This is a genomic window from Brevundimonas sp. (genome assembly GCF_036963785.1).
Lineage (GTDB): Bacteria > Pseudomonadota > Alphaproteobacteria > Caulobacterales > Caulobacteraceae > Brevundimonas.
The window spans coordinates 537,671-555,913 of sequence record NZ_JBALUS010000001.1; the positions used below are offsets into that span (position 1 = coordinate 537,671).

Genomic DNA, 18,243 nt, shown 5'->3' on the forward strand with positions numbered 1-18,243 from the left:
GCCCGCCTCCTGCATCGCCCTAGAGGTTTCTCAGGAAGCGGCGAAGGCGCGCGAGCGGTGAACCGGAGTAGACCCGGCGGAAGCCCGCCAGAACCGCCGGCGACGTCTCCACGGCCTCAAGCACATAGGGCGAGCCTTCCGCCCGGAAGTCGGGATTGATCGCCTCGCCCGCCTTGGTGTTCACACCACTGCCGTCATAGCCACTGTTCACCAGCCGGTTCACGCTGGAGAAGATGGTGTCTCGGCCCGATGCAGACTGCCACAGACCGAACCGGATCGACCATGAGCTGACCGTGCCCTCCATCTGGCGCCGCAGCCGGTCGAGGCGATCCGAACCCGCCGCATTGAACCGCTTTCGGAAGGCGGGGTCGCGATAGAGGCGCGCGGCATCGGCGGCCGTCCAGTCGACCTCCCGCCAGCGGTCCGCCCAGGTGGCCCAGCCGGTGCTGCAGTTCCGCGGAACCCGCATGACGTCGTGCGTATAGCCCGGGGGCGGTGCCCTCAGCGGGCAAAAGCCCGATATGGATCCGACGGTCTGGTCCGGCTGATAAAAATCGAGCGCATCGTTCATGAAGCGCAGGAAGTCGCGCGAGACGATCAGGTCGTCCTCGAGCACGATCACGCGGCCCGCTTCTTCCACGACGTCGGTGACGCCGCCGATGATGGCCCTGGCCAGGCCCTTGTTCTCGTCGGAGGCCACGACTTCGAAGGCGGCGAACCGGTCATGCCAGACCGGGTCGTCCAGCACGGTGCGGACCGCTTCGACACCCTCGCGGGCGCCCTCGTTACGCGGACCGTCGGCATAGACCCGTATGCGGCTGTCCCGGGCCAGGTCGGCTTCGGCCAGGGCCGCCAGAGTCTGGCGCAAATGATCTGGCCGATTGTAGGCAAAGACCACGACGGGAGCGAAAGAGCGGTTCATGCGGAGGCCCCCGGTGCAGACGCAGATATCCGGTCATAGGCCGCGACCAGGGCCTGAACATTGGCCTCGGGATCGTGGGTCCGGCGAGCTCTCTTGCGCGCCGAGGCGGACAGGCGGCCGCACAGGGCCGGATCGTCGAAAAGGCGCTTGATCTGCATGGCCAGCATCGCCGGATCGTCAGCCCGGTACATCAGGACATCGACCTCGTCAGACGCCATCGAGGGGACCCCGCCCGTAAACGAGCTGACCGACGGCGTACCCACCATCATCGCCTCGCCCAGGGTGTTCGGACTGTTTTCAATGATCGAGGACATGACGAACACGTGCGACTGCTCCATGCGGCGGACCATGCCCGGCTCGTCCAGCAATCCGGTGAAGGTCACCCGGTCCTTGAGACCATATCGATCGATCAGGTCGCAAACATGGGCGGGATAGCCGACATGCCGCTTGAACGATGATCCGGCCTCCATGGGGCTCTCCCCGGCGACATAGAGTCTGATTTCGGGGTAGGCCCGGCGCAACAGCCGCACAGCCTCGATGACGACGTGGGTGCCCTTGCGCGGCGAGGCGGCGTTGCCGACGAAAATACTGTGCGGCTCGTGACCTGCGCTGTCCCAGGCGGCGCCGTAAAACCCGTCGCGCAGGATGCGGCTGCAGTGGTGATAGGTGGCATCGGGGTTGATCGCCCAGGCCTGCGCCCGGTCCCAGACGGTCCGCCCCATGATGTGATCGGCCAGACCGATCGTCTCGCGCTCGGCCTTCAGCCGCGGCAGGAAGCGGAAGGCGAAATTGACCATCAATGCCACGGCCGTCAGAGCGGTCTTCGGGCGCAACGGATTGAGCATCGACAACAGGGGAAGACGGCCCAGATCATAGTTGCGATTGCCGTTGATCACGCCCTGCAACGACAGCAGCTTCGGCCCGGCCCAGGCCTTCAGGAACCGCCGCGTATAGGCCATCTCGGAGCCTTCCGCATGCAACACGTCCGGCACAAAGTCGGCCAGAACCTCGGCGACCGTGCCATCCTCGACGTCAAAGGCATCCGAGGCCGACTGGGGCATGGCGTAATAGACGATGCCGTTCTTCTCGATCCGGGTCAGGGTCTTGACCGGCGCCCGCATGGCCACGCCGATGCAAAAGTCGTCGCGCAGCGCCAGCCGGTCGGTCATCAGCGTCAGCCAGCCACCGAAGGGGGTCTTGCTCAGCCCCAGCTCCGTCGCCACGGCCGGCAGCACGATATTGACGATCCACAGGACCCGGGTCGGCGCGCTCATCGGACAGGCCTCAAGGCGTCAAGGAAGGCACGGGCCGGGGCCTGCCAGGGGGGAATGTCGAAGGGATTGGCGGCCGCACACACCGACTTCATCGCCAGCAGATCGGCATCGCCGAGGGTCGCTGCGCACCGAAGGACCTCTGCGATGGCCGGGGTCGACAGGTCCGGCGCCAGAAAGCCGTTGTGGCCATCGGTCAGATACCGGTCGATATCGCTGGTCGGATTGGTCACCACCGGGATGCCGAGGCTGGCAGCCTCGACATATTTGGTGGCAAAGCCGGTGTTGGCGATGCGGTCATCCCGGCGGAAGAACAGGGCGTAATCGGTAGCTCTCAGCTCAAGCAGCGAGTCCGCATGGGGTATCCGCCCGAGGAACTTCAGGCTGTCGCCCAGTCGCGCCACCAGATCGGCGTGATCCGGACGGTCCGCCAGATACTGCCCACGGGTCATGCCGACGATGCGAAATTCGAAGGGGATGCCCTCGGCCTCAAGGGCACCAAACCCCTCTATGGCCACCGGCAACCGGTCCTTGATCATGCCGAGGCCGGGACTTCCGGAATAGAGGAAGCGGCGGCGACCGTCGGGCATGGCCAGCCGGGGCGGTTCAGGGCTCCACTTCGGATCCGAGGCGTCGATGACAAACGGCAGCAGAACCCGGTTCAGGCCCGGCAGGGTGTCAGAAAACCAGCGCGAGGCCGCGATCACATTGCCGGCCTTGCGTGTCAGTATCCGCAGACGGAACTCGGTCCAGGCCATGCGCTGGATGTTGCGCAGGATCTTCTTCCCTTCCCACCCGTACCATTCGGTGCAGTCGAGGATGGCCGGAATACCGCGTGCCTTGCAGCCCCTGAGGATCGACCACGTTGCCTGCCCGGCATGATTATAGGCGCTGACGGCCCGGACAGACCCTGCGGGCAGGCTGTCCACCAGGGCCATGACGCTCTCGCCCGACAGGTCATAGCGGGCATAGTCGCGGCCGGGAAACGGTCGACGAAGATCCACGCAGCGAATGCCGTCGACCTCCATCTCGGTCGGGCCATCAATCGGCGGCACCTCGGGCGTGATCTTGCCCATGATGACCACCTTCATCCCGATGGATCGGAACAGTTTGGCCAGGCCGATGGCGCGCGTGGCCGAAGCGGTCCGGTCCGGCAGGCCGAATCCGCCAACGAGAATCAGGGTGTCAGGCACGCCCACCCCCGGGCCCGGTCAGGCGACGGGAACGGTGCCCGACGGGGTCAGGGCGCGAGGTCCAGCGGATACGAACCCCCTTGCGGCGGGGCAACGGGGCGGCGGTCCGGGCGCGCTCGACCAGATCGCAGGCCACCGGGACCATGATGAACAGCATGACCCCCAGGCTGGCAAAGACGTCATTGACCAAAGGCAGAAGGACCATGATCGCCAGAACCGAAAACGCCAGGCCAAAATTGGCCCGCATGCCGCGCATCATCCGCACGGGCAGATAGGTCAGCAGATAGACAAAGACCGAACCGACCAGAACGCCGTAGCGCGCATAGGTATCAAGATAGGCCGAGTGTTTGCCGACATCGCGGGCCGAAAGGACGCCGAAGACCGGATTCTGGAGGAACAGCTCGAAACTGCGAACGTAAAGGACCCAGCGATCATTGAACGTGCCCTGACTTTGATCGCTCTCGATCGTCTCCATCACGTCCAGAACCTTGCGATAATACGGGGTTCCCTCTGTCAGAGGCAGAATGGTCTCCAGCAGCGGCACGAGTGCGATCTGACCGAGCAGATAGGCCATCACCACGAACAGCGGCAGCAGCGTCAGCATCAGCGGGCTACGACGCTTGAACGCGAGCGAAAGCACCACGGAAATGAGCATCAGGATGATGGCAATGGAGAAGCCGGCCCGGACCACCAGCGCCATGCCCAGAACCAGATTGGCCACGATCAGCGCCGGAAACAGCAGGGGGATGCGGCTGAGAGGCGCCAGCCATGCAGGCTCCCTGAGCGGCAGAAAGCGGCGATGGTTCAACAGCATCAAGGCGATAGCAGGCAGGATGACGACGATGCTGTAGACAAGCCCGTATCCCCCCACCCCTTCGGCGGCGAGATCGCGGGCCTGCTCCGAGGACCGCGTCAGCATTCGGGCAGTGTGCGTTCCATATTGGTCAAACGCCGTGAAGGTGGTGAAATACCAGATCGGCAAGGTCGCAATCAGCACCCAGAAGATCGGCGCCATGCTGCGTACATCGTTCCTGCGGCTTTCGTAAAAGATCAGGAAGAACAGCATGATCCACGGCTGAATATGCCACGCAAAGTCCTGATCCGAGCCCAGCATGGTTTCGATCACCGCCGTATAGGCAACGAAGAACAGGGCCAGAATGATCGGTACGGTCGGGCGGCTGAAAATCCCACCAGGACGGCTCATTTCCAGAAGGGCCCAGAGGGCTACGGCCGCCACTGCCGCCAGGCGGTAAATGGTGCCGAAGGCCAGCATCGGCGAGGTCGCCCACAGGCACACATAGGCGACCGCCACGTTCTGGACGTCGAAGACCTTGAACTTCACGGGCGACCATCCCCCGCAGGGATCGTCCTCGACGAACGCGTCATGGCTTGCGGATGTCCCCGATGGTTTCTGCCACCAGCATCGTAACCTCGTGACCGCGTCCGCCCAAGGCCGCAGATATCAGGGTCTGCAAACGGGCCGTATTCAGACGTCCGGAACTGCGTCGCCCCATCACCTCAAGGATGCCGTCCACGCACGGGCGGGGGTCCTCACCGTCGTCGGAGAGAATTTCGGCGATCTTCTCGCCCTTCTTCAGACCGGTGAATTCGATCTTGATGTCGATATCCGGCTTTCGACCGCTCAATTCGATCATCTGGCGGGCCAGATCGGCGATGCGCACGGGCTCGCCCATCTCAAGCAGGAATTTCGACGGCCCCTCGTCCGCGCGGGCCGCCTTCACGGCCGTGCTGTGCAGGACCAGTTGCACCGCTTCGGGGATGGTCATGAAATAGCGGTTCACGTCCGGATGGGTGACGGTCACAGGCCCGCCACGGGCGATCTGGTCCCGGAAGATCGGCACCACTGAGCCCGCCGAGCCCAGCACATTGCCAAAACGCACGGCCGACAGCCGGGTCCCGCTTGACGGAACCAGTTCAAGCAGGGTCTCGGCGATCCGCTTGGTCGCCCCCATGACATTGGAAGGATCAACGGCCTTGTCGGTCGAGATCAGGACGAACTGCGCCGCCCTGGCCGCCGTCGCTGCCCGGATCACATTCCAGGTGCCCTGGACATTGGTCAGCACCCCTTCGGCCGGATTGTTCTCGACCAGGGCGACGTGTTTGAGGGCCGCCGCGTGGAAGACGATGTCGGGGCGCTCCTGGTCGAACACCTCGCGAATGCGGGCCTCGTCGCGGACATTGGCCAGCACGGCCCGTCGGGTCATGGCTGTGGCGACGCCGCCCAGTTCACGATCAATCTCGAACAGCTGAAACTCGGAGTGATCCAGCAGGGTCAGGTGGCCACAACCGAACTGCACCATCTGGCGCGCGATCTCCGAGCCGATACTGCCACCCGCGCCGGTCACCAGGATACGCTTGCCCCGGATCAGATCCTCGACCGGCCCGGCCGGCAGGGAGATCGGCTGACGCGGCAGGAATTCCTCGAGCGGGATTTCGGTCAGAAGGTCTGCATTGGGCCGGGGCTCGCCGACTTCGGTCAGGGCATGAGGACGCAGCAGGGTGTGACCGGCCCGCTTCAGTTCGCCGATCCGTTGCGGCGTCAGGCCAAACGCCTGGACCGGATCCTGAAGGAACAGGATGGCCGAGACCTTTTCATTCCTCAGAGGGGCCGGCGTACGACCGACCCGCCACTGGTCCAGCCGGGCGACGAACGGCACACCGTGCAGCCGCATGCCCACTTCTTCGGCATACGGGGTGACCACACCCACCGGCTGATAGGGCTGCCCCGGATCGGCCATCAGATGCCGGATCTGGCGATCGGCGTCGGCCATCGCCCCGACCAGCAGCAGGGGCTTTCGACCCGACGCGGTCTTGCGCCACCAGGCCGGCAACAGATGTTCGGACAGGCGGCTCTCGCGCGGAAGCCGCCAGACCACCCGAGCCCCGACCAGGAACATGAGGCTCAACAGCCACGACAGCGGAAGAACCGAACGCGGAAGCTCCAGCCCGCGGTCCACGAAGAAGATGACCATGAGGAACAGGGCCATGGTCAGGGTGACGTTTCGCGCCAGGGCCACAACGTCCCGCGCCGAGGCGAAACGCCAGGCGGCCCGCTCGGCCTGGAAGAAGGCCTCGACCACCGCCCCGATCAGAGCGAACAATCCCGCCCAGCCCAGGACCCGGACCGCATCCGGATCTACGAACCACCAATGTATCGGCAAGGCCCGGCGCAACTCATAGGCCAGCACAAACCCCACGAACAGCGCCGCGATGTGGATCAGGTATTTGGCTGTCCACGAGAATGTCAGCGGGGTACGCATGCCTGGGCCCAATATCTATGGATCGTCAAACAATCATGACGAGCCTTACCACCGGTCTGCTCGTCCGTATAAGGACCACGCCGGGCGCAAGCGCACAACCGCGGGGACGGGTTCCCGGTCACGTACAAACTCAGTCGGCAGTTGCTCTGACGATCCCGGGTTTCGGACAAGCCCCCCTCGGCCTGACCATTCCTGATTATCGCCGGACCAACCGATCGCACGCTACGCGCCGCCCTTTGCCCGTGTATTTCCCCGCCGTCCAGACAAAAAACGTGGAATTCCAACGCCGAGCGGTTATCGGTGGAATGAAGTCGCGTTCGAGGCTATCAGGCTGTCTGAAATACCCCTGACGGGGTATCCGGTCGCGCCGGAGACAGACCGGCAAGGAGTGCCCATGAATATCGCCCTGCGCCTGATTGCCCTGTTGTTCGCTGTTTTCGCATTGGCGGCCTGCGGATCGTCCGGACGCAAAAACGCTGACGTGACGGCCGCCACCCAGGTGGCCTCCTATGCCCTGCCGGTCGGACAGGCTGCGGCTCCTGCCGAAGATTATCGCATTGGCGAGACGGACCTTCTGAAGGTGTCTGTATTCCGTGTACCGGAACTGTCGTTCGACGAGCTCCGCGTCGATTCCTCGGGCAATATCCAGATGCCGCTGATCGGCACCGTGCAGGCCGCCGGACTGACATCCTCGGAACTGTCTGAATCCCTCACGACCCAGCTCGGCGCCCGCTATCTGCGCAACCCGCAGGTCACGGTCACCGTCGTCGAGGCGGCCAGCCAGAAGATCACGGTCGACGGCGCGGTCGCCCAGCCGGGCGTCTATGAGATGCGCGGGCGGACCACCCTGATGCAGGCGGTCGCCATGGCCCGGGGTCCCTCGGGCAGTGCGGATTTGTCCAGCGTCGCAGTGTTTCGCACGATCGACGGCCAGCGCATGGTCGCCGTCTTCGACCTGGGCGCCATCCGCAACGGGGCGGCCGAGGATCCCGTGGTGCTGGGCGAGGATGTGATCGTGGTCGACACATCGACCCTGAACGCAGGCCTTCGGGCGGCGATCAGTGCGGCTCCGGTGCTGACGCTGTTCCGCCTCTTCTAGGTTCCCGGGCCGTGCCCGCCAAAGGTCACCGTCTCAGGGGCGCTCTGGCTCTTTCCCTTGGGCTGATGCTTACCCTCGGCGCCTGCGGGACCGGAACATCGGTCCCTGCCACGGCCTATGGCGACGCGGGCGTGGCCGACACACCCGACCAGAGACTCGCTGCGCTGAGCACACTGGACACCCGGGTGAATGCCGTGGGCTATCGGCTGGCCGTGGCCAATGTCGATCTATGTCCTGACACCGGGCCGGCAACCGGTCTGCTGCTGCACGCCGAGAGTCAGTATTCGGACTATCTGCGTGAGGCCGCGCGCGCGCGATGGGGGCTTGAAGGCGACCTGCCCGGCGTGGCCGCCATAGCGCCCGCCAGTCCGGCCGAACGGGCGGGGCTGCAGACGGGCGACCTGTTGATCTCGGTCAACGGTGTTCCCTTCACCCGGAGCGAGGCGGGCAAGCCGGCCAATTTCGAGGGACTGGCCGCAAACATCGCCCTGCTGGACGAGGCACTCATCGCCGGGGACGCCCGCCTCGTCGTCAGGCGCGACGGCACCGAGCGGGGTGTAACCGTGTCTCCGATCAGCGCCTGCGCCTATGTGTTCCAGGTTGACCCGTCGACCGAGCTGAACGCCCGGGCCGATGGACACCGGGTCTTTGTGGCCACGGCCATGGCTGCCTTTGCCGAAACGGAAGACGATCTGGCCGTGATCCTGAGCCATGAGATGGCGCACAATGTTCTGGAGCATCGCGAATTCTTCGATGAGCGCGGCTTTGCCCGGTCCATTCTTGGCAACTACGGCAATGCGCCCTGGGAGCTGGTCGAGGCGGAACGGGAGGCGGACAGGGTCGGTCTCTATCTGATGGCCCGCGCCGGCTATGACCCGATGCGAGGTCCGGTATTCCTGCGCGCCCTGGCCGAGCGGAGCCCGGGCCTGCGCTATGCCCAGTGGGGGCATCCGTCCGCCGGTGCCCGCGCCCGGGCCCAGCAGGTCACCGCGGACGAGATCCGCCAGAAAGGCGCATCCGGACAGCCCCTGGTGCCCTTCTGAGGCACGCAGCGTCCGTGTCAGGAATCTGGAAAGCCTTGCGGGCCATTCTGGCAACGAATCGCACGGACGCGAGCTCCTGCCGCTTTGTTGGCATTTGCGGCTCGCCCGACGGGGAGCGATGCGCTATCAGCCCAAAAAGGGCGACCTTCTTTCGTCAAGCTAGTGATTTAGGACTGTACCATGGTCGGAGACCGCAGCATGGGCAAAGGCGGCGGGCAAGGCCCGGAGCGCGAGGACGCGCCTGGGTATGGCACCTTTCTGGAGGGTGAGCGCGGCGGCGAGATCGACCTGGCCAAATACTGGTCACTGGCGCTCAAGCACCGGCTGCTGATCCTCGGATGTGTGATCGCGGCGGTCGTGATTGCCGTCATCGTCACCCTGATGACCCCGCCGACCTATACGGCTGCAGCCACGATCCAGATCGATCGCGAAGCCGCTCGCGTTCTCAGTACCGACGACGGCATGCCGCGCGAACTCCCCGTCGGGGAAGAGTTCTTCAACACCCAGTACGGGCTGTTGCGCAGCCGCTCGCTGGTCGAGCGGATCATCGACAGCGAGGGACTGGCGAACTCCAACGACTTCATCGAGCAAATGGGCGCTGAGTTCGTGGCCCGTGAAGGCGAAACCGCCACCCAGCAGGCGGATCGACGCCGCAAGATGATCACAGGCCTCATCAGCAGCAATCTCGGCGTCTCTCCCGAGCGCGGGTCGCGACTGGTCCGGATTACCTTCAGCAGCCCCAGCGCCGCCCTTTCGGCACGCATGGCCAACGCCATTGCCGAAAACTTCATCGAGGCGAACCTCGCCCGGAAATTCGACGCCTCCCTCTATGTGCGGGAATTCCTCGAGGAACAGATTGCGGAGACCAAGGCGCGGCTTGAAGACACCGAGCGTCAGCTGGTGGCCTATGCCGGCGACCAGGAAATCATCACACTGTCAGACTCCGAGACGGGCACCGGCCAGTCGCTGGTTTCCACCAGCCTCGGCACCCTGAACGAGGCCCTTGGCGAAGCCCGGGTGAACCGGATCGAGGCCGAGGAACGCTGGCGTCAGGCCCAGAACGCACCCCTGACCAGCATCCCGGAAGTGATGGCCAGCGCCACCTACCAGACGCTGATGCAGCAGCGGATCCAGCTGGAGTCGCAGTACGAGGAAAAGTCGGCCGTCTTCCAGGACGACTATCCGGAGCTGGTTGAGCTTCGCGCCCGCATCGACGAACTCGACGCCCAGATCCGCACGGCGGCGACCTCCATCCGGGACGGCATCCGGGCCCAATACCAGATCGCCCTGAACCAGGAGCGGGCCCTCCAGAATCAGGTCAACGGCCTGAAGGGCGAAGTGCTCGATCTGGGGGATCGCAGCGTCCAGTACAACATCCTGATGCGCGAGCTGGACACCAGCCGCCAGCTGTATGACGGCCTGCTGCAGCGCTACAAGGAAGTCGGCGTAACGGGCGGCGTGACCAGCAACAACATCTCGCTGGTTGATCGCGCCAACCCTCCCGGCGGCCCTTCCAGCCCCAACCTGCCGCTCAACCTGATGCTGGCCCTGACCATGGGCCTGACGCTGGGTGTCATCGCGGTCTTCCTGATCGAGGCCCTCGATGATCGCCTGACGTCGCCGGACGATGTGGAGAACAAGCTGGGCATCCCGGCGCTCGGCGTCATTCCGATGCTGGAGCGCGGCAAGGATCCGAACGAGGCCCTGCGCGACATCCGGTCCCCCTTCTCCGAGGCCTATTACTCCTTGCGGACGGCGCTGCAGTTCTCGACCTCGGAGGGCGCGCCGCGTTCCTTGCTGGTCACCAGTGCCCGGCCCGGCGAAGGCAAGTCGACCACGGCGTTCGCCACGGCGCTCAACCTGTCGCGGGTCGGACGGCGTGTCCTTCTGGTCGATGGAGACCTGCGCAATCCGTCCATGCACCGGGTGCTGGAGATCGAGAACAGCCAGGGCATGAGCAACTTCCTTTCCGGCTCGGCGGAACTGACGGGGGTGGTGCGCAAGACGCCCTATTCCACCCTCGACTTCATTCCGTGCGGGCCGCTTCCGCCCAACCCGGCCGAACTGTGGGGTGGATCGCGCCTGCAGGCGCTGCTGGACCAGGCCTTTGCCGTTTACGACCACGTCGTGATCGACGGACCGCCGGTTCTGGGCTTTGCCGATGCGCCTGTGCTGTCGTCCTCGGTCGAGGGCACCCTGTTCGTGCTCGAATCCCGGATCACGGGCCGTCGTCAGGCGCGCGGCGCCCTGCGTCGCCTGTCCATGGGTCGCGGTCGTGTCCTGGGCGCGGTCCTGACCAAGTTCCAGGCCCACCGCACCCGCCATGAGGGCTATGACTACGCCTATGACTATCACTACGGAGCCGCGGCCGAAGCGAAGCCCGACCGTAAGGTCTGATGTCGGAGGCGCCGCCCCCTGAACAGAAGGCCGGGAGCAAGGCTGTCGGCCTGTGGCCCGTGGTCGTGGCTGCCGGCCTGATCTGGCTGGGCTGGCAGGTCGCCCTGGTGCCGCTTGCGGCCCGGGCGCCCAGCGAGCATGCGGTTCGCCTGTCGCCCGGCTCTGCCGAGGTCCTGGCGCGGGCCGCAGAAGGCGAAATACGGGCGGGGGACATGGAAGATGCCGGCTACCTGGCCCGGCTGTCCCTGTCCAAGGCCCCCTTCGACGTCGAGGCCCTGAGGGTGCTCGCCATGTCCGAGGCCGAGGCGGGACGCACCGATCAGGCCGATGAGTTGATGACCCTGGCGGGCAACTGGAGCCTGCGCGACAGCGCGGCCCACAGCTGGCTGATCGAAAGTCGGCTGCGGCGGGGAAACTATGCCTCGGCCTTTGCCCATGCCGACACCCTGGTGCGGCGCCGGGCGGACCAGAGGCCCCAGGTGTTCAACCTGTTCTCGACGGCCGCCGAAACGGATCCCCGGGCCGGCCCCTACCTCGCGTCAGAACTGGCCGACTCGCCGCCCTGGCGCGCCGAGTATCTCCAGAGCCTCTATCGGCGCCCCAACGGTCTGCAACTGCTCGCGGGACTGGCGCTGGGTCTCGAGCAGACCGAGGGTCCCTTTACCACCGCCGAACTGCAGAGCCTGTATCAGGCTCTCTATCAAGGCCGTCGAATCGCCGGTCTGAAAACCATCCGCGAGACTTTGGAACGGCCTTCGGCTGACTCTATTCTCGTCAATGGGGAATTTGCGGACCAGGAGACCCTCCTCCCCTTCGGCTGGCAGCTGGGGGTCGGCCCCGGCATTTCCGTGGGCCTTCTGAACGACGACCGGAAGCCCGAACTGACAGCACTGCGTGTGATCCACGATGCCCGCAACGCCCAGGATCTGGCCAGCCAGCTGGTTCTGATGGCGCCCGGCTCCTACCGGCTGTCGGGACGCCAGAGACTGGAGAACGGTCGCGGCCGAACCGGCTTTGCCTGGCAGATACAGTGCCTGGAATCCTCTGAAATCATTGGCGAAGTTCGATTCGAGCTCGACATGGACACCCAGTCTGACTGGTCGTCGTTCCAGACCCGGGTTGTGGTCCCGGAGCAGGGCTGCACCGCCCAGATCGTCAAGCTGGTGCCGATAAATACCGGTCGCCGGACCGACATTGTCATATGGTTTTCACAACTGGCGCTGGAAAGGATTCCTTAGGGATGCAACAGCGCAACAGGCTGGCCCTGAGTCAACTTTCAGCCCTGCGGGCGGGCTTTTTTGCTTGCCATATGCAACCCGTCCGACCTAAACACATTCTCACAGGAGCGGGGAAACCCGCGCATTGCTTTTGATTAAAGGGGATTTGCATGCGTAAGACCATCGCCGCAGCCTCGGTTGGCTTGCTGCTCATTGCAGGCCAGGCGGTCGCCGCTAACAATAACAGCGCCGTGACTCGGGTCGGTGATCGTGTCGGCGCCTCTGCTGACGCCGCCAACGAGTTCGTCGGCATCCCGCTGCCCGTCCTCCTGATCGGTGCCGCCGTTCTGGCTGGCGTGATCACGGTGGCATCGGACGAAGACAAGCCGACCAGCCCGTAAGAGTTTCGATCCCGCTCAGAGTACGAGTGCGTAAGTGAGCGGGTCGTTTCTGAAACGAATAAGCCAGTGGAATGCCTTGGCCATCGCGGCCGGCGTTCTACTGGCTTTTTCTATGTTTCTGGGGGGCGCCAGTCGTGCGCACCTCCTGCCCCTGGCCGCGATCGAACTGCTGGCCCTTCCGGTCCTCGGGCTGGCCCTGGTTCGCCTCGTCCGCACCGGCGTCTGGAAAGAGCACCGCTTCCTGCTGACCCTCGCTGCCCTGGCGATGGCCCTGCCGCTCATCCAGCTGATTCCCCTGCCCTTTGGCATCTGGTCGTCCCTGCCCGGTCGGGACCAGGCCGTCCTTGCCCTTGAGATTGCCGGCATCGCCCCGTCGTGGCTGCCGCTGTCCCTGACGCCCGACCGGACCTGGCAGGCCTTTCTGGCCCTTCTGCCCCCCGTGGCCATGCTTGTGGCGGCCCTGACGCTGGACCGGGTGACGGTGACGCGCCTGGTCTGGGGCGTTCTGGCCTTTGTCATCCTCAGCATCGTTCTGGGCACGCTCCAGATCACGCTGGAAAGCCGCACCTTCTATCCCTGGGCCACGACCAACTTCGGCTCCCTTGTCGGCTTCTTTGCCAACCGCAATCACATGGCCACGCTCTGCCTGGTCGCACTGCCCTTTGCCGCCGCCATGGCCGGCAGCGGCTTGAACAGTCGCGACCCTGAAGCGGGTCTCAGGGTCTGGGTGGGCGCCCTCATCATCGGCCTCATCCTAGTGGCGCTCGGCGCGATCCGGTCGCGCTTCGGCATTCTGGCGGCGGGGCCCGGCCTTGTCGGGGTTCTGCTGGTCGCCTGGGTATCGTCCGGCCGCGGACGGCCGACCCCGCTGGTCATGGGCCTGGCGGCGGGTGCCGCCGTCGCTATCGGCATTGTCGCCCTGTTTGCCCTCGGGCCGATTCTGGACCGCTTCGACACAGACGTCGCCAATGAGGCGCGCTTCGAAAACTGGCCCATCGTGGCGCGGGCCGCCCAGGATTTCCTGCCGTTGGGCTCGGGCCTGGGGTCATTCGATCCGGTCTATCGCTCCTATGAGCCGGTCGAGACGCTCCGGGCGGCCTATGTGAACCAGGCTCACAACGACTATCTGGAACTCTGGCTGGAAACAGGCTGGGCCGGCATTGCCCTGATCATCGCCGCCTATGTCTGGTGGGCCCGCAGGTCCTGGACGGCCTGGCGCGCGGGCACTCATCTGGAGCGGGATCTGCAGCGCGCGGCATCGGTTGCCCTGCTTCTGATCGGCATCCACTCGGCCGCCGACTATCCGATGCGTACCGAGACGATCGCCGTCATCTTTGCCCTGTGCTGCGCCATTCTGGACGGGGCGGCCCGTCCCTCGCGCCTGCCGGAGCCTCGGCGGCGCCGCGCCTGATCAGCCGCCGAACACGGCGCCAAACTCGGCATTGGCGCGGTCGTAGTCGGGCGGGCGTCCGATATCCAGCCAATAGCCCTCGGCACGGTGCGGTCTGACCGGCTGGTCCGCGTCGATCAGAGCCTGGATCAACATCGGCATGTCATAGGGCCGGTTTGCCGGAATCAGCGCCAACGCCGCCCGCGACAGCACATAGACCCCGGCATTGATGTTGAAGACCTGGCTGGGCTTTTCCTCGATGCCGCTGATCCGGCCGTCGGCGGCGCGGATGACCCCAAACGGCACCTGCATCTCATAATCCCGCACGACCACGGTCGCCGCCGCACCGTCGCGGATATGGCCGTCCATCACCTGCCCATAGTCGACGCGGGTCAGCACATCGCCATTGGTGACCAGCACCGGTCCCTCAACGGTGTCCGGCAGCAACGACAGCGCGCCACAGGTGCCCAGCGGCTGATCCTCGCGCAGATAGCCGATGGTCAGCCCCCGGTCGCTGCCGTCGCCGAAATGGGCCACGATCTGCTCGGCCATGTAGTTGACCGACAGGAAGATGCGGCGAAACCCCTGCACCGCCAGGCTGGAGACGATGGTCTCCAGAATCGGGCGCGGCCCGACATTCAGCATCGGCTTGGGCGTGGTCCGGGTCAGTTCGGCCAGCCGTTCCCCCCGGCCCCCGGCCATGATCACCACGGCCTCGGGTCGCTCGGGCACGTCCAGCAGGTCGCCGACGGTCGTCAGGCCCGTCACCCGGCCCGCTTCGTCCACCCGGGGCAGCTGACGCAGCTTGCGGGCCCGCAGCATCGTCAGGGCGGCCCCCTCCTCCAGCCCGTCCGGCGCCACCACCGGCGTGGCGTGCACGAAGGGACGGCACGCCTGCTCCAGATCCGCCCCGTTGATCAGGGCCCGACGCACATCCCCGTCCGACAGGGTGCCCAGCAGAACACCCCCCTCATCGACGACCAGCGCAATACCGACGCCCGCCGAATCGATGGCCTTCAGCACCTGTCTCAGGGGCGCGTCCGGGCCGACCAGGGTGCGTTGCCAGTGCTTCATGGCTCGATCGCCTCGTCCGGCTGATAGTCGCGGGTCGCCACGCCGCCATAGAGGGCAAAGGCGGCGTGAGGGTCGGTCCCGTCGGCCGGGCGTTTGGCCGTCACCATGTCGGGTGCCCATACCTCTCCGGCCCGAATCGGGCGGGTGGCGACCAGCGACCGGCGCGCGACGATCCGGTTCGCCATTTCCTCGGGCGCCGGGCCCTTTTCAGCATGACCCAGCGCCTGCTCAACCTCGCGGATGGCCCGCACCATGGCGGCCAGCTCGTCCGGCTCCAGCGAGGCGGCGTGGTCGGGGCCCTGACGATCCCGGCTGAGGGTGAAATGCTTCTCGACCATCACGGCGCCCCGCGCCACCGCGGCGATCGGGACGGTGATACCCAGCGTATGGTCGGAATAGCCGACCGGCAGGCCGAACGTATCCCGCAGCGTGTCCATGGCCCTGAGGTTCACGGTCGACAGCGGCGCCGGATACTGGGTCGTGCAGTGCAGCAGCACCACCTGCCCCGCCAGCGCCGCCCGCGCGGCCTCGGTGTCGAAGGCGGCGAGCGCCGTCTCGAGATCCGGCGGCAGGTCGCTCCGCATCCGGCCCCAGGCGATCAGGGCCAGCGCCTGACGCACCTCATCCAGCGTCGCCATGCCGGTCGAGGCCGCCAGCGGCGGACCCACCCGGGCGGCGGCGATCAGCATTTCGCCCCAGGTGAGGTCGCCGGAGGGAATCTTGATCCACGGCATGCCCAGCCCCGCGACCAGCGCCAGACTGTCCATGTCGAAGGCGGTCGACATGAAGGCGATGCCGCGCGCCCGGCAACGCTCGACCAGCGCCGGGTGGTCTTCGGGTTTCAGCTCCAGACGCCGCACCATGTCCAGCTGGGTGCCGCCCTCGCCCGTATTGGTCACCTGATACTCGGCCTTGAGCGCGCGGGCGGTCAGGGCCGCCTCGGCGCGGAAGGTCTGGAACTTGACCGCATCAGCCCCCGCCTCGGCGGCGACATCGATCATGGCGAGCGCATCCGCCAGCGAGCCGTCATGGTTCACCCCCGCCTCGGCGATGATGAAGACCCGGTCAGCCACCGGCGACCTCAATGTCGATAAACCGCTTGTGCATCAGGACGTCACGCTCGGGCAGGGAAGTCAGGACCGACAGGATGCGCGGCACAGTCTTTCCATCTCCATAAGGATTGATCGCGCCCGCAAGATCCGCCGCCGTGGCCCGGGTGAGCGCCGCGCGGATGGCCTCGACCTCGCCGGCACAGTGAAACACCGTCTCGCCGGCCAGCCGCCCCTGCTGCCGCGCCCCCACATTGACGGTCGGAATGCCCAGCGAGGGCGTCTCGGTCAGGCCGCTGGAGGAATTGCCCACCACCGCCCGACAGCGCGCCATCAGCGGCAGATAGGCCGGCCCCAGCGCCGCATGGATCGAGACATTGGCCCGCCCCTCTGCCCAGCCCTCCAGATGCCGGTTCAGTCCTTCATGCCCCGGGTCGGCATTGGGCCGGGTGACCCACAGATGCGTGCTGGCCGGCAGGTCGCCCAGCACCGCCAGCATGGCCTCGAATTCGGACAGCCCGCCGTCAGACAACAGCGTCACGGGGTGGAAACAGACCAGCAGATTGTCGGCCCCCACCGGCCGGCCCAGCAGCCTCTCCAGCGCCGCATCCGGCAGGGCAGCGGCGGCGGTCAGGCTGTCCAGCGAGGGATTGCCGACTGTATGGATGCGCCAGTCCTCCTCGCCCAGCTGGCGCAGGCGGCGCGCGGCCTCGGTGTGGGTCACCAGATGCACCTGGGCCAGCTTGCTGACCGCATGGCGGATGCCCTCGTCGATCGCGCCTTCGGTGACATCGCCCCCGCCCAGATGGATCAGCGGCAGGCGCAGCAGCATGGCAGCCTGGGCCACGGCCAGGATCTCGTAGCGATCGCCGACGATCAGCACGGCATCGGGAGCCAGCCGCTCCAGCGCCTCGACCACCCCCGTGAGCACAGCGGCAGCGCCCCGGGCCGCGGCCGCGGCATCGTCGCCGTCCAGGGGCATGGGCACCAGGGCATCGGCCTGAAGCCGACCGTCGGCCTCCGAGCCGAACCGGTCATCCGCATGGGTGCCGGTCAGCAGCAGCTGCCCCACCGTGCGCGGATCGGCGCGCAGGGCATCGAGAATCGGCCGGATCAGGCCATAGTCGGCCCGGCCACTGCTCACCACACAGATCGTCACGCGTTTGGCCATGCGCCTGCTACAGTCTGCCTTGCCAGAGTCGGTCAGGGTGTCAGGGTAGCAGTCTTGTCCGATTCCCGGAGGGGAGCGCCATCCCATGAAGATCGCCATCTGCGGAACCGGTGGATTCAGCCGCGAAGTCGCGCCGCTGGCCTGGGAGATCGCCCGCGCAGGGGGGGCGACCTCGCCCGACGCCGTCTGTTTCGTGCCGAAGGACGGAGAGGCCCACGCACCGACGGTGAACGGGCATCCGGTGATCCCGCTGGCGGATCTGCCCGAGGACTACGGCATTGTCGTCGCCATAGCGGAGGCCGCCATCCGCCGCCGGGTCGATGCCGAGATGCGGGCTCTGGGCCGACCCCTCGTGTCGCTGATCGCCCCCACCGCCCTCAGGCGCGGGCCGTGCGAGCTCGGCGAAGGGGCTCTGCTGTGCGACCACACGATCCTGACCGCCGATGTGCGGATCGGCCGGCAGTTTCACGCCAACATCTATGCCTACGTCGCCCATGACTGCGTGATCGGCGACTTCGTGACACTGGCGCCGCGCGTGTGCATCAACGGCAATACGGTGATCGAGGACGACGTCTATGTCGGGACGGGCGCGATCCTGCGGCAGGGTACGCCCGACAAACCCCTCCGCATCGGCAAGGGGGCGGTGATCGGCATGGGCGCCGTCGTGACGAAGGACGTCGCCCCGGGCGAGACCGTGGTCGGCAATCCGGCGCGGCCGCTGGACCGCCGCTGACC

Annotated in this window: 15 protein-coding genes; 7 read left to right on the top strand and 8 right to left on the bottom strand. The window is 66.1% G+C overall.

Going from position 1 to position 18,243, the window contains the following annotated elements; translation table 11 throughout:
* Nucleotides 1–19: 19 nt before the first annotated feature.
* Genes V7672_RS02730 through V7672_RS02750 form a run of 5 tightly spaced genes read right to left on the bottom strand, consistent with a single transcriptional unit; the run spans nucleotide 20 to nucleotide 6,667 of the window.
* The gene (locus V7672_RS02730; RefSeq protein ID WP_335623132.1) at nucleotides 20–922 is read right to left on the bottom strand and encodes a glycosyltransferase; all 903 of its coding nucleotides are present in this window, start codon (nucleotides 920–922) and stop codon (nucleotides 20–22) included.
* Entirely contained in the window at nucleotides 919–2,196 is a 1,278-nt protein-coding gene (locus tag V7672_RS02735; RefSeq protein ID WP_335623133.1) for a glycosyltransferase family 4 protein, read from the bottom strand. The genes V7672_RS02730 and V7672_RS02735 overlap by 4 nt, the downstream gene beginning before the upstream one ends.
* Nucleotides 2,193–3,386, bottom strand: a complete 1,194-nt coding sequence (locus V7672_RS02740) for a glycosyltransferase (RefSeq protein WP_335623134.1) — start codon at nucleotides 3,384–3,386, stop codon at nucleotides 2,193–2,195. Before V7672_RS02740 ends, V7672_RS02735 begins: the two co-directional genes overlap by 4 nt.
* Nucleotides 3,379–4,728: a hypothetical protein gene (locus V7672_RS02745; protein ID WP_335623135.1), complete on the bottom strand. Its 1,350-nt coding sequence runs from the start codon at nucleotides 4,726–4,728 to the stop codon at nucleotides 3,379–3,381. The genes V7672_RS02740 and V7672_RS02745 overlap by 8 nt, the downstream gene beginning before the upstream one ends.
* 40 nt (nucleotides 4,729–4,768) lie before the next feature.
* Nucleotides 4,769–6,667, bottom strand: a complete 1,899-nt coding sequence (locus tag V7672_RS02750; protein WP_335623137.1) for a nucleoside-diphosphate sugar epimerase/dehydratase — start codon at nucleotides 6,665–6,667, stop codon at nucleotides 4,769–4,771.
* Nucleotides 6,668–7,061: 394 nt separating this feature from the next.
* On the opposite strand from V7672_RS02750, the gene V7672_RS02755 reads away from it, so the two are divergent.
* The 6 genes from V7672_RS02755 to V7672_RS02780 all read left to right on the top strand — a co-directional run bounded on the left by V7672_RS02755 (nucleotide 7,062) and on the right by V7672_RS02780 (nucleotide 14,235).
* On the top strand, nucleotides 7,062–7,766 hold the full coding sequence (locus V7672_RS02755) for a polysaccharide biosynthesis/export family protein (protein WP_335623138.1): 705 nt from the start codon (nucleotides 7,062–7,064) through the stop codon (nucleotides 7,764–7,766).
* A 131-nt stretch (nucleotides 7,767–7,897) separates the two neighbouring features.
* Nucleotides 7,898–8,809, top strand: coding sequence for a M48 family metallopeptidase (locus tag V7672_RS02760; protein WP_335623139.1), 912 nt, complete (start codon nucleotides 7,898–7,900; stop codon nucleotides 8,807–8,809).
* A gap of 180 nt (nucleotides 8,810–8,989) precedes the next feature.
* Complete coding sequence (locus V7672_RS02765) at nucleotides 8,990–11,206, top strand: GumC family protein (RefSeq protein ID WP_335623140.1); 2,217 nt, start codon at nucleotides 8,990–8,992, stop codon at nucleotides 11,204–11,206.
* Nucleotides 11,206–12,444 (top strand): tetratricopeptide repeat protein, encoded by a 1,239-nt coding sequence (locus V7672_RS02770; RefSeq protein ID WP_335623141.1) that lies wholly within the window; start codon nucleotides 11,206–11,208, stop codon nucleotides 12,442–12,444. Before V7672_RS02765 ends, V7672_RS02770 begins: the two co-directional genes overlap by 1 nt.
* A gap of 149 nt (nucleotides 12,445–12,593) precedes the next feature.
* Entirely contained in the window at nucleotides 12,594–12,824 is a 231-nt protein-coding gene (locus V7672_RS02775) for a hypothetical protein (RefSeq protein WP_335623142.1), read from the top strand.
* Between the two features lie 34 nt (nucleotides 12,825–12,858).
* Nucleotides 12,859–14,235, top strand: coding sequence for an O-antigen ligase family protein (locus V7672_RS02780; RefSeq protein ID WP_335623143.1), 1,377 nt, complete (start codon nucleotides 12,859–12,861; stop codon nucleotides 14,233–14,235).
* On the opposite strand, the gene V7672_RS02785 is transcribed toward V7672_RS02780, so the two are convergent.
* Genes V7672_RS02785 through neuC form a run of 3 tightly spaced genes read right to left on the bottom strand, consistent with a single transcriptional unit; the run spans nucleotide 14,236 to nucleotide 17,508 of the window.
* Nucleotides 14,236–15,288, bottom strand: coding sequence for a nucleotidyltransferase family protein (locus tag V7672_RS02785; protein ID WP_335623144.1), 1,053 nt, complete (start codon nucleotides 15,286–15,288; stop codon nucleotides 14,236–14,238).
* Complete coding sequence (neuB, locus tag V7672_RS02790; RefSeq protein ID WP_335623145.1) at nucleotides 15,285–16,361, bottom strand: N-acetylneuraminate synthase; 1,077 nt, start codon at nucleotides 16,359–16,361, stop codon at nucleotides 15,285–15,287. Before neuB ends, V7672_RS02785 begins: the two co-directional genes overlap by 4 nt.
* Nucleotides 16,354–17,508, bottom strand: coding sequence for a UDP-N-acetylglucosamine 2-epimerase (neuC, locus tag V7672_RS02795; protein WP_335623146.1), 1,155 nt, complete (start codon nucleotides 17,506–17,508; stop codon nucleotides 16,354–16,356). The genes neuB and neuC overlap by 8 nt, the downstream gene beginning before the upstream one ends.
* Before the next feature lie 85 nt (nucleotides 17,509–17,593).
* On the opposite strand from neuC, the gene V7672_RS02800 reads away from it, so the two are divergent.
* Nucleotides 17,594–18,241 (top strand): acetyltransferase, encoded by a 648-nt coding sequence (locus tag V7672_RS02800; protein ID WP_335623147.1) that lies wholly within the window; start codon nucleotides 17,594–17,596, stop codon nucleotides 18,239–18,241.
* The last annotated feature ends 2 nt before the right edge of the window (nucleotides 18,242–18,243 follow it).